An 11,632-nucleotide genomic window follows, 5' to 3' on the forward strand; every position below is an offset into this window, starting at 1 on the left:
ACCGGAATCCGATTCCGGGGGCGCCCTCTTTTTCGGTCAGTGGCAGGGAACGCTCGGTTGGGCCTGCATCGCGGCGGCGGCCAGCAGCTGGTCCAGGGCGCGCTCGACGTCTTCCTTCCACAGATGATCGCTGTCGAGTTCCAACCGCAGTCGCGGAAAACGATGGTGCTGCGCCACCACCGAGAATCCGACGTCCTCGAGGAAATCCGCGTCGATCATGCAGCTCTCGGGAGAGCAGGCCCTGTTGGCCTTCGGCCGCGGGGCCGAGGCGATGCCGTGGCCCGGCGAGTCGATGCGCTCCATGAAGAACATGGATCGCACTCCGCGCGCCGGCAGCGCGGTCGCGGCCGGATCGGTGCGAATTCCGAAGGCCTCGATCGCTCGCACACCTCGGCGCATCAGATCGCCGACTACGGCCTGAATCAGCCGATGGGCAATATCTCCATCGTTGTGCGGCGGTTCGGCCCGCAGCGTGGTCAGCAGGACCGCATCCGGGCTCACGGGGGAGGTGGGGAACAACGCCGCGCGCGGCACCACACTCGGCGGCGAATACAGCGCACATCCGGCCGGCTGGCCATCGACCAACGCGATCTGCCCGCAGGACCCCCATTCGAGCATGACCGTCGACAACCACGCCTCTTTTTCGAAGACGGGATCGCTGAATTCACGAGAGTCTGCCGCCACGGCCGGGTCGATCTCCCAGAACACGCATCGACGCGCATGTGCGGGAAGTTTGTCCAGTCCGCCGAGGGTTAGTGCGGTCACGCTGGTCGACACCGCTCTGCTCAGCCTCCAGCTTTCCGATTCATCTATGCTCACGCCGCATCAACATCTTCTCGCCAGCAAGAATATGCGATCAAAGCGAACGCCTCATTTCCCATCCCTTATCGATCGCGGCACATTCGGATCGGCGCGAAAAACAGCGGTGTCACAGTGACGTTTCTCGCCGAACCCCAGGGTTCTGTCTCGTCAGAGCTGTTGTTGCTCCATCAGCCCGACAATGCGCTCCAAATCGTCGACCGAACCGAACTCGACGACGATCTTGCCCTTCTTCTTGCCCATACTCACCGTGACCCTGGTGTCGAACGAATTGGCCAATCGCTCGGCAACCTTGTCCAACCCCGGTGCGTAGATCTGCCGCCGCTTGGGGGTCGGCTTCGCTTCTTCTTCGGGGTAGCGGTTCGCGAGAGTGACGGCCTCCTCGGTCGCACGAACCGACAACCCCTCGGCGACGATGCGTTCGGCCAACCGCTCCTGCGCCTCGGCGCCCGCTTCCAACCCGAGCAGCGCGCGAGCATGTCCGGCGGAGAGCACGCCGGCCGCGACTCGTCGCTGCACCGGAATCGGCAACTTCAGTAGGCGAATCATATTCGTGACGACCGGTCGGGATCGGCCGATTCGGTTCGCCAGTTCTTCGTGGGTGACGCCGAACTCCTCCAGCAGCTGCTGATAGGCCGCCGCCTCTTCGAGCGGATTCAGCTGCACCCGGTGGATGTTCTCCAGCAGCGCATCGCGCAACATGGCGTCGTCGGTGGTCTCCCGCACGATCGCCGGGATGGTCTCCAGACCGGCTTCCTGGCAGGCTCGCCATCGCCGTTCACCCATCACCAGCTGATAACGCGGAGTGGGGGAGGACTCCAGCACCCGCACCACGATCGGCTGCATCAGACCGAATTCCCGCACCGAATGGACGAGTTCGGCGAGCGCATCCTCTTCGAAGACCTGCCGCGGCTGCTTCGGATTGCGCTCGATCTGATCCGGCGGAATCTCCCGGTACACCGCACCGGCGCTCGACTCCTCGGCCGCATCGGGCACTCGATGCAGATAGGCCGACGCGGGATGCGGCCCGATCGGATCGAGTCCGATCACCGCATTGGCTGCCGCGCTTCCGAGTCCCTGCACATCGGCCGGACCGGTCGGAATCAACGCGGCTAGCCCGCGCCCCAAGCCACCCTTCTTCGCCTGACTCATCGGCCTACCGACCCCTTTCCTGTGCTGCACCAGCCGTACCGACCGACGCGCCTTCCTGGCCCGGCGACACTCGGCTCTGGATGACGGCCGAGCGGGCCGCGATCTCCCGCCCCGCGTCGAGATAACTCATCGCGCCGCGGGAACCAGGATCGTAATCGAGCACGGTCATGCCGTAGCCCGGCGCCTCGGAAACCTTGACGCTGCGCGGAATCACCGAGCGCAGCACCGCGTCACCGAAGTGGCCGCGGACCTCTTCGGCAACCTGGTCGGCGAGTTTGGTCCGGCCGTCGTACATGGTGAGAACGACGGTCGAGACGTGCAGCTCCGGATTCAGATGTGCCTGCACCAGACCGATATTGCGCAGCAGCTGGCCGACGCCCTCCAGCGCGTAGTACTCGCACTGGATCGGGATCATCACTTCCTTGGCCGCCACCATCGCGTTGACGGTCAGCAAGCCGAGAGAAGGCGGGCAGTCGATCATCACGTAGTCGATGTCGTAGCCCGCCAGGTTGGCTTCTTGAATGGCCGCTTTCAATCGGCCCTCACGGGCGACCATGGAGACCAATTCGATTTCGGCGCCGGCGAGGTCGATCGTCGCCGGAATGCACAGTAGGCGTTCGTTGTGCGGGCTCCGCTGGATCGCGTCCTGCACCGAGATCTCACCGATCAGCAGTTCGTAGCTCGACGGCACGCCGGAGTGGTGCTCCACGCCGAGCGCGGTGCTGGCATTGCCTTGGGGATCGAGATCGATGACGAGCACCGTCATCCCCTGCAGTGCCAGCGCGGCAGCGAGATTCACGGCCGTCGTCGTCTTACCGACGCCACCCTTCTGATTGGCGATGGTGATGATGCGTTGTTCGCGCGGCTTGGGGATGTTGAGGGAGCCGGGGTGCAGGACCTGGCTGGCGCGATGCGCTTCGGCCGCGATCGGAGTTTCAGCGGCGGAGATGTTTCCGAATGCGGTCTTGGCGAATTCATCTCCCTCGAGGCCGCCGCTGTCCAGCATTCCGGGCACCCGGGATGTTGTTTCCCGTGAAACATTCGCCGGACGGTTCGACATACAGGCTCCTAACCCCGAGAACTTCAGACACGTGCCCAGGCAGCACCGGCGCCGCATGGCTCGAACAAGCAGAACGCGGAGCTGCCGGGAACCGCGAAACCGCGCGCTCACGCTCGACGACAACTAGCTTGCCAGCACCGGCCAGAATACGGAAGTTGAACCGCGGCAATCACTATCCGACACGCACGGAATGACTCGCTGCGGCCGTCTCGAGCGGCCTCGCGAGGCGTTGTTTCATGTGAAACAACGAAAGTTACTGTGCGCGCCGGGCGCGTCGACTCGCTTCCTTGTTCGCCCGCTTCTCCGCGCGGGGCACACGCTCGACACTGAGCACGACGGTCGGCGGCGACACGATGCCCACACCACATTCGAGAATCTTCGCGTGGCCCGCACCCGCGCGCGCCAGTTCAACCTGATCCCGCTCGAGTTCCTCGGCGACGCTGGATCCCTTGAGCGCCAACATATGGCCGTGCTCGCGAACCAGCGGCAGGGACCACTTGGCCAATTTCCCGAGGGGAGCGACCGCACGGGAAGTCACGTAATCCGCACCGCCCGCTTCCTTTCGAACGTCCGGCTGTTCGGCGCGACCACGCACCACGGTGATCTCGAGCCCTGCCGATTCGACGAACTCCGCCAGGAACTTGGTGCGCCGCAGCAACGGCTCGACGAGTGTGATGCGCAGATCCGGACGCGCGATGGCGAGTGGAATTCCCGGAAGTCCGGCGCCACTGCCGATGTCGACGACGGAAGCTCCGAGAGGAATCAACTCGCCCAGCACCGCACAGTTGAGGATGTGGCGGTCCCAGAGCCGCGGCACCTCCCGCGGACCGATCAGACCGCGTTCGACGCCCGCGGTCGCCAGCGCGGCGCAGTACTGCTCGGCCAGCGGAAGACGATCGCCGAATACCTCGGCCGCCACCGCGGGCGGCGTCAGATCGACGGAGTCACCGCCGGGGGAGTGCTGAGGAGTGGCACCCGCGCCTCGTTCCACGTGAAACATCCTTCCGGACCGTCGAAATCCATCACACGCAACTCATCACAAAGAGTAGGGCCCCCGGTTCGATGAACCGGGGGCCCTACCTTACCCATCCAATTTCTCAGGCCGGGATCACGACCACGTGCCGGTTGGGTTCGACACCTTCGCTCTCACTGGCGGCACCGTCCACGGCCGCCACCGCATCATGGACGATCTTGCGCTCGAACGGAGTCATCGGGGCCAGCGATTCGGGCTTGCCCGATTCCGCCACCCGTCGCGCCGCATCGGTTCCGAGCGCGCTCAGTTCCTCGCGACGCTTCGCCCGCCAGCCGGCCACATCGAGCATCAGGCGGCTACGCACACCGGTCGCCTGTTGCACGGCCAGTCGGGTCAACTCCTGCAACGCGTCCAGAACCTCGCCGCGCCGACCGACGAGCTTCGACAGGTCCCGCCCGCCGTCGATGCTGACGACCGCCCGGTCGCCCTCGACATCCAGATCGATATCGCCGTCGAAGTCGAGAACGTCCAGCAGCTGCTCCAGATAGTCGCCCGCGATCTCGCCCTCTTCGATCAACGCCTCTTCGGCATCGGTCGTATCCGGCTCGGTCGTCGCCTCATCGCGGTCGTCTACCGCTGACGCATCATCCTGCACACCGAGGGCCACAGTGGCGTCCCCTCCATCGGTCTCAACAGTCATATGTCGTTTCCTTCAATCTGAATCTTCCGTCGTATCCGGATCCGCTAGCGACGTCGCTTCTGATTCGCCCGACCTCTGTTGCCGGACCGCTTGCGATTACCCGGCCCGGGTGACTTACCGGACGAGCCCGACTTGCCGGAGGCCGAACCTGCCTTGGCCGAAGAAGTCGGAGTGGTGGACTCCGACGTCGTGGAGGCGGAGGTGCCGTTCGTCGCGGCTGCGGGCTTGTCCCCGTCGGCGGCCGACGGCTCGGCGGCCCCGGACTTCTTCTTGGCGGTCGGCTTGGCGCCGGGCTTCGGGGCGTTCTGCGCCTTCCGCTCGATCGCCTCTTCCTTCTTCTGCTGCTCTTCCTTATCGATGCGCCCGAAGACCAGATGCTGCTGCCCGTAGGTCCAGATGTTGTTGGCCACCCAGTAGAGCAGGATCGCGATGGGCAGGAAGGGGCCACCGACGACGACACCGAGCGGGAACACCCACAGCGCCAGTTTGTTCATCAGCGCGGCTTGGGGATTCGCCGCCGCCTCCGCACTCTGGCGTGCCACCGAGGCGCGGGCGTTGAAGTGGGTTGCGAGGCCGGCGATGATCATCAGCGGCACCGCGACGACGACCATATTCCACACGTGCGGAATGCCGCCGTAATCGGCGTACGCGTCCAGGGTCGCCTTGGGCGAGGTGATCGCGGCGGAGATCGGCGCACCGAAGATGCGGGCACTCAGGAACGACTGCACATCGTGCGCGCTGAACACGTAGTTCGGCGTCATCGCGTTCTGCTCGGGCGTCATGTGCAGCTGGCCGATACCACTACCGGTGCGGTTGAAGGACCGCAGCACGTGGTACAGACCGATGAACACCGGCACCTGAGCCAGCACCGGCAGACAGCCCATCAGCGGGTTGAAGCCGTGCTCCTTCTGCAGCTTCTGCATCTCGACGGCCATCTTCTGGCGGTCGTTCTTGTATTTGCGCTGCAGTTCCTTGATCTGCGGCTGCAGTTCCTGCATCTGCCGCGTGGTGCGCACCTGTTTGACGAAGGGCTTGTACAGCACCAGGCGCAGGGTGAACACCAGGAACACCACTGCCAGCGCCCAGGCGAACCCGTTGCTGGCGCCCTTGTCGAAATCTCCGAGTCCGAAGACGAACCCGAAGATCCGGTGCCAGAACCAAAGGATCCAGGACACCGGGTAATAGATGAAGTCGAGCACGGCTCTATGTACTCCCGTCGGTCGTGTCGCCGGTCACCGCGCGCGGCGACCCTTTACAAGACTTGTGTTCGGCCGCCTCGTCGTGGGCCCGACTCGTCTCGTGAGCCGCTTCGGCAGCAGCCCGTTTCCGTTCCGGAACCGGGTCCCACCCACCAGGGTGCCAGGGCGCACATTTGGCCAGACGCACGGCCGTCAATCCGAGACCTACGAACAGCCCGCGCGTACGCAGAGCCGTCACCGCGTACTCGCTACAGGTCGGGGTGAATCGGCATACCGGCATGCGGGTGGGGGAGACGTACGTCCGGTACAGCTCGATCAGAAAGATCAAGAGATTCGCCGGAAGCCGCGTCACTACGCGTAGGCGGTTCATGACGCATCACTCGAAGCCACCCGCGCGGCGGAGAGATCGAACGACATTTTCCGCAGCGCGGACCGCAACTGCTGATCCAGCTCCGCCGAGGTCGCCACCGCGGCACCCGGGAGGGCGCGGATCACGACATCGGCCTCCGCCGGTAGATCTGCGACGACCCCGGCGCAGATATGACGCAGGCGGCGGGCGACGCGGTGTCGAACCACCGCGGTGCCCACCGCCTTGCTGACGATCAATCCGAAACGAGGACCACCGAAGCGTGCGAGCGGCCTAGCCGCCGCATCGTCGGACCTCACGGCATCGTCGGATCTCGGTTCCTCCGACGCCGACGGCATCACCACATGCACGACGATGTCCCGTCTCCCGACTCGTCGGCCACGTCGCACCGTCCGGGAGAAGTCGGCACGATGATGCAGCCGGTACGGCTCAGGCAACACCCGAGTGTCCGACCACGTAACGGGTGAACGGAAGCAGCGAGACGATCGACGAGTCAGGCATGGCGGCGATGCCGATGCCGTGCGATCAGGCCGTCAGAGAGGCGCGGCCCTTGCGACGGCGCGCCGACACGATCGCGCGCCCGGCACGGGTACGCATCCGGAGTCGGAAGCCGTGGACCCGCGCACGACGACGGTTGTTCGGCTGGAACGTCCGCTTGCCCTTGGCCACGGTCAACACTCCTCGAGTTGGTGGGCGCCAGGCGGCGCCCGAAGCTGTTCGGTGAAACGTATGTGGTCGCGATGAAAACTGGTCTTCATCGGCACAACGCCCATTGCGTGGTGGTCCCGCTGGATCGACGATTCGACCGGGCAGCAGGCAGCCAACACCGCGTCAACGGGTGACTGTACGAGGGTACTGATCAGCCAGGAGAGGGTCAAACTCGGGGTCCCCCATGAGACGCCCGCCACTGCTTTCCGGGTCGACGATATCCGTTCGCTCCGCGCGACGCACCGAACGGCCGCGACGCGCCGTGCGGACGGCGCGGTCGTGAACCGCCCTTGTCACAGCCACCGCGGACGCACTACGATTCATAGCTAGAAGATAGCTGCAGAAGCGCAGGTCCAGGCGCTGACCGGGGGGTTGTTGCAGCGAGCCACGTATCATCCGAGTTCTCCACATCTGTGGATAATTGTGTGGAAAGACCCCTGGAGTGGCATATTCGTATGGCTGACGGCCAGGCTTGTCAGTGGTCGCCGACCGTTGGAGCTCCTGTCGACTTGCTCCGGGGAGGAAATAATACGTGGACGACGAGCAGAACGTGTTGACCGCGGTCTGGCCCGAAGTGGTCGCCGAGCTCACCGCCGGCTCCACCGACGGAGCCATTCCGCCGGTGACCAACGCCCAGAAGGCGTGGCTCGGCTTGGTCAAGCCGCTGACGGTCGCACAAGGCTTTGCCCTGCTCTCGGTGCCTTCTTCCCTGGCCCAGGAGGCCATCGAACGCGATCTGCGCGAACCGATTCTGCGGTCGCTGGCCCGTCGGCTGGGCCCGCAGGTCGAGGGTCTGGGCGTCCGGATCGCCGCGCCGGCCAATCCGCCGCCGGACCGCCCCGGCGCCGGCGCCCGACATGCTCGCCTGACGTCGCGTCCGGAGCGGATGCGCGACAAGCCCCGTGAACCGGTCGGCTTCCCGGCGCCACCGCAGTATCCCGACGCCGACGATTTCCCCACCCCACGCTATCTTTCCCCAGCCGACTACCAGGCCCGGACCGCCTATCCCCAGGGTGAATATCCGTCCGCGCCGATGGCCGGGGAATTGCCGGACAGCCTCGGACCGTCCTCCCCGCTGCGCCGGGACCCGGAAGCGCATCTGCACGACGAAGCGCTGGTCCGGCATCCGGAAAGTCTGCGTCGCGATCCCGACGATCTGCGCCGGGAAGCCGAAGCCTTCCGCCACGACCCGGACGTACTCCGCCGCGACCCGGACGTACTCCGCCGCGAAGCCGACGTCCTGCGGCGGGACCCGGACAGCCTGCCCGGCCGGGACGGCCTGCACGGTCCGGATTCGCTGCGGCGTGAGGCGGACACCCTGCGCCGCGACCACGAACTGCATCCCCAGGAGGCGTTGCGGCGGGAGACCGAACCGTTGCGTCACGATCCCGAGCTGCCCCGGCCGGGCGGCCATCCCGGACAGGAGTCGCTGTTCGCGCCGGAGCCGGAGGTAGGTCAGCGGCCGGGCGCGGCCGAAGAGGCCGACGAACCGGTGGTGAGCGCGCGCAATTCCTGGCCGACGTATTTCACGAAGTCGCCGGAACCGCCGCCGCCCGCCCCCGCGAACTCCTCGGCCAGCCTGAACGCCAAATACACCTTCGAGACCTTCGTCATCGGCGCCTCGAACCGATTCGCCCACGCGGCGGCGGTCGCGATCGCCGAGGCGCCGGCCCGTGCGTACAACCCGCTGTTCGTCTGGGGGGCTTCCGGTCTGGGAAAGACGCATCTGCTGCACGCGGCCGGGCATTACGCCCAGCGGCTGTTCCCCGGGATGCGCGTCAAGTACGTCTCGACCGAGGAATTCACCAACGACTTCATCAACAGTCTGCGCGACGACCGGAAGGTGGCGTTCAAGCGGCGCTACCGCGAGACCGACATCCTGCTGGTGGACGACATCCAGTTCATCGAGGGCAAGGAAGGTATCCAGGAGGAGTTCTTCCACACCTTCAACACCCTGCACAACGCGAACAAGCAGATCGTCGTGTCCTCCGATCGGCCACCGAAGCAACTGGCGACGCTCGAGGAGCGACTGCGTACCCGGTTCGAATGGGGCCTGATCACCGACGTGCAGCCGCCGGAGCTGGAGACCCGGATCGCGATTCTGCGCAAGAAGGCGCGGATGGACCGCCTCGATGTGCCGCACGACGTGCTGGAACTGATTGCCAGCCGGGTCGAGCGCAACATCCGTGAACTCGAGGGCGCGTTGATCCGGGTAACGGCCTTCGCCTCCCTCAACGGACAGCCGCTGGATCTGTCGCTGGCCGAGGTCGTCCTGCGCGATCTGATGCCGGACACCACCACGATCGAGATCACGGCGTCGACGATCATGGCCGTGACCGCGGAATACTTCAACACCACGCTGGAGGAGCTGACCGGTCCGGGTAAGGCTCGGCCGCTGGCCCAGGCTCGCCAGATCGCGATGTACCTGTGCCGGGAACTGACCGACCTGTCGCTACCGAAGATCGGTCAGGCCTTCGGTCGCGACCACACGACGGTCATGTACGCGGAGAAGAAAGTGCGCAAGGAGATGACCGAGCGCCGCCGGGTCTACGACCAGGTCCAAGAACTCACAGCCCGAATCAAACAGCGCTCGCGCTGAATCGCTACACAAGCCGATCCACCCGGTTGACCTGGGTGGATCGGCTTTTTCGTGTTGTGGATTCCTCGAGGAGTCCTTGTGGAGTCCTCGAGGAATCCCAGGTTTGTCCTCGAGGTTGCGCACAGTCGATGCGCGGGGCTGTGCACGCATTCGCTCACAGCCCTCGGTCCACAGTTCCCACAGCCGAATTCGTCCACGGGGTCCGAACTGCGAAGACGGCCGAATCGGCATGTGGATTCCTCGAGGACTCCCTGTCAGGTCCTCGAGGAATCCCCCGGTAGTGCACCGATCGGCACACACGTGTGTACAACAGGTCTCGGGCCATGGAAGAACTCGAGGATGGCTCGAGGATGGAAGTTGAACAGTTTCGCGGCCTCCACAGCGGCCCACTGTTCATCCTCGAGTCACCCGCCGGACATCCCCACGCCGCCACGCCACCTGAGCTGGGCGGACGGGCCGCGTCCACAGAATCCACAGTGCCTACTACTACTTCAGTTCTTCTTCTTTAGATTTCTTCTTGAAAACAGGGTGTGTGGAAACTCGGCTCGGAGGCGGACGGATCGATTCGTGGCACTCCACAACCGAACGAAGCAGGGAGCGGAACGCGTCCGGCCCATCCCGGCGGACGACGCACCGGGCGAGGGGGTGACGTAGTCATCGCCCGCATGCGCGGGTACGGTTTGATGTCGGTCGCCTGTGCCACACTGCGGTGCGTACGGGCGAGTCGTTTCGACCGCATTGCCGCGCGAACCACGCTGTTGTATGAACCACGCTGATCACCACGGCGTCGAACAGATCACGACCGATCGAGACTGGGAGAGGACATACCGAGCGATGGAGCTTGCAAGTATGAAGTTTCGGGTCGCTCGCGAGGATTTCGCGGAATCCGTCGCCTGGGTGGCCCGTAGCCTGCCGTCTCGCCCGCCCGTGCCCGTCCTGGGCGGTGTGCTGCTGGTGGCCGACGAGGACGGTCTCACGGTCTCCGGATTCGACTACGAGGTCTCCGCGCAGATGCGCGTCGCCGCCGAGGTGGCCGGCCCGGGACAGGTGCTGGTCTCCGGTCGCCTGCTGGCCGACATCACCAAGGCGCTGTCCAACAAGCCGGTCGACGTCTCGGTCGACGGCACCCGGGTGCTGATCGCGTGTGGCAGCGCCAAGTTCTCGCTGCCGACCATGCCGGTCGAGGACTATCCCCAGTTGCCCGAACTGCCGCCGCAGACCGGCGAACTGGGTGTGGATCTGTTCTCCGAGGCCGTGGGCCAGGTGGCCGTCGCCGCCGGCCGCGACGACACGCTGCCGATGCTGACCGGCATCCGCGTCGAAATCGAGGGCTCCCAGGTGGTTCTGGCAGCCACCGACCGCTTCCGCCTGGCGGTGCGGCATCTGGAGTGGCAGCCCGGTCGCCCGGATGTGGAGACTGCGGTCCTGGTCCCGGCTCGCACGCTGTCGGAATCGGCGAAGACGCTCGGAGCCTCCGACGCGCCCGTCCAGCTGGCCTTCGGCACCGGGACCGACGGACTGCTGGGGATCGTCAACGGCGGCCGCCGGACCACCACGCGACTGCTCGACGCGGAATTCCCCAAGTTCCGCCAATTGCTCCCCAAGGAGCACACCTCGATCGCGACCCTGCAGGTGAGCGCACTGATCGAGGCCATCAAACGTGTGGCCCTGGTCGCCGAGCGCGGCGCCCAGGTGCGGCTCGAATTCTCCGACCAGGGCCTGCAGCTGTCCGCCGGAGGTGACGACGCCGGTCGCGCCGAGGAGTGGCTGGAGGCCGAGTTCCGCGGTGAGCCGTTGACCATCGCGTTCAACCCCAGTTACCTCAACGACGGCCTGTCGGCGCTGCATTCGGACCGGGTGACCTTCGGTTTCACCACACCCAGCCGCCCCGCGGTGATGTGCCCGACCACCGACGACGAGCCGGAGCTTTCGGAGTCCGGTGCGTTCGCGGCGCTGTCGAGCAACTACATCTACCTGCTGATGCCGGTTCGTTTGCCCGGCTGATCGATTCGGCTCCGATCCTCCCCGCCTCGCCGGCCGCGATACGACCGGCGA

At 65.6% G+C, this 11,632-nt stretch carries 11 protein-coding genes; 2 read left to right on the forward strand and 9 right to left on the reverse strand.

Going from position 1 to position 11,632, the window contains the following annotated elements; translation table 11 throughout:
- Positions 1-36: 36 nt before the first annotated feature.
- The 9 genes from A5780_RS13380 to rpmH form a co-directional block, all read right to left on the reverse strand.
- Positions 37-777 carry a hypothetical protein gene (locus A5780_RS13380; RefSeq protein WP_030514053.1) on the reverse strand — a complete coding sequence of 247 codons (741 nt, stop codon included), beginning with the start codon at positions 775-777 and terminating at the stop codon, positions 37-39.
- Positions 778-969: 192 nt separating this feature from the next.
- Entirely contained in the window at positions 970-1,971 is a 1,002-nt protein-coding gene (locus A5780_RS13385) for a ParB/RepB/Spo0J family partition protein (protein ID WP_063015267.1), read from the reverse strand.
- Positions 1,972-1,975: 4 nt separating this feature from the next.
- The gene (locus A5780_RS13390) at positions 1,976-2,977 is read right to left on the reverse strand and encodes a ParA family protein (RefSeq protein WP_104366055.1); all 1,002 of its coding nucleotides are present in this window, start codon (positions 2,975-2,977) and stop codon (positions 1,976-1,978) included.
- Positions 2,978-3,284: 307 nt separating this feature from the next.
- Positions 3,285-4,031 (reverse strand): 16S rRNA (guanine(527)-N(7))-methyltransferase RsmG, encoded by a 747-nt coding sequence (gene rsmG / locus A5780_RS13395; RefSeq protein ID WP_081879323.1) that lies wholly within the window; start codon positions 4,029-4,031, stop codon positions 3,285-3,287.
- Between the two features lie 97 nt (positions 4,032-4,128).
- Positions 4,129-4,704, reverse strand: a complete 576-nt coding sequence (locus A5780_RS13400; RefSeq protein WP_193615583.1) for a R3H domain-containing nucleic acid-binding protein — start codon at positions 4,702-4,704, stop codon at positions 4,129-4,131.
- A 44-nt stretch (positions 4,705-4,748) separates the two neighbouring features.
- On the reverse strand, positions 4,749-5,903 hold the full coding sequence (yidC, locus tag A5780_RS13405) for a membrane protein insertase YidC (protein ID WP_063015269.1): 1,155 nt from the start codon (positions 5,901-5,903) through the stop codon (positions 4,749-4,751).
- A gap of 4 nt (positions 5,904-5,907) precedes the next feature.
- Positions 5,908-6,273, reverse strand: coding sequence for a membrane protein insertion efficiency factor YidD (yidD, locus tag A5780_RS39100; RefSeq protein WP_081879322.1), 366 nt, complete (start codon positions 6,271-6,273; stop codon positions 5,908-5,910).
- Positions 6,270-6,710 carry a ribonuclease P protein component gene (gene rnpA / locus A5780_RS13410; RefSeq protein WP_082940710.1) on the reverse strand — a complete coding sequence of 147 codons (441 nt, stop codon included), beginning with the start codon at positions 6,708-6,710 and terminating at the stop codon, positions 6,270-6,272. The genes yidD and rnpA overlap by 4 nt, the downstream gene beginning before the upstream one ends.
- An 85-nt stretch (positions 6,711-6,795) precedes the next feature.
- Entirely contained in the window at positions 6,796-6,939 is a 144-nt protein-coding gene (gene rpmH, locus A5780_RS39105; protein WP_006550910.1) for a 50S ribosomal protein L34, read from the reverse strand.
- 571 nt (positions 6,940-7,510) lie between these two features.
- On the opposite strand from rpmH, the gene dnaA reads away from it, so the two are divergent.
- Both dnaA and dnaN read left to right on the forward strand, forming a co-directional pair.
- On the forward strand, positions 7,511-9,577 hold the full coding sequence (dnaA, locus tag A5780_RS13420; protein ID WP_064908586.1) for a chromosomal replication initiator protein DnaA: 2,067 nt from the start codon (positions 7,511-7,513) through the stop codon (positions 9,575-9,577).
- 834 nt (positions 9,578-10,411) lie between these two features.
- Complete coding sequence (gene dnaN, locus A5780_RS13425) at positions 10,412-11,581, forward strand: DNA polymerase III subunit beta (protein ID WP_063015308.1); 1,170 nt, start codon at positions 10,412-10,414, stop codon at positions 11,579-11,581.
- Positions 11,582-11,632: the final 51 nt, after the last annotated feature.

This window comes from Nocardia sp. 852002-20019_SCH5090214 (assembly GCF_001665865.1).
Taxonomy (GTDB): Bacteria; Actinomycetota; Actinomycetes; order Mycobacteriales; family Mycobacteriaceae; genus Nocardia; species Nocardia nova.

Bases quoted from the DNA above. Each gene is read 5' to 3' on its own strand.
- A5780_RS13385 (WP_063015267.1), bottom strand. From the start codon at position 1,971: ATGAGTCAGGCGAAGAAGGGTGGCTTGGGGCGCGGGCTAGCCGCGTTG.
- A5780_RS13390 (WP_104366055.1), bottom strand. From the start codon at position 2,977: ATGCTGGACAGCGGCGGCCTCGAGGGAGATGAATTCGCCAAGACCGCA.
- rsmG (WP_081879323.1), bottom strand. From the start codon at position 4,031: ATGTTTCACGTGGAACGAGGCGCGGGTGCCACTCCTCAGCACTCCCCC.
- A5780_RS13400 (WP_193615583.1), bottom strand. From the start codon at position 4,704: ATGACTGTTGAGACCGATGGAGGGGACGCCACTGTGGCCCTCGGTGTG.
- yidD (WP_081879322.1), bottom strand. From the start codon at position 6,273: ATGAACCGCCTACGCGTAGTGACGCGGCTTCCGGCGAATCTCTTGATC.
- dnaN (WP_063015308.1), top strand. From the start codon at position 10,412: ATGGAGCTTGCAAGTATGAAGTTTCGGGTCGCTCGCGAGGATTTCGCG.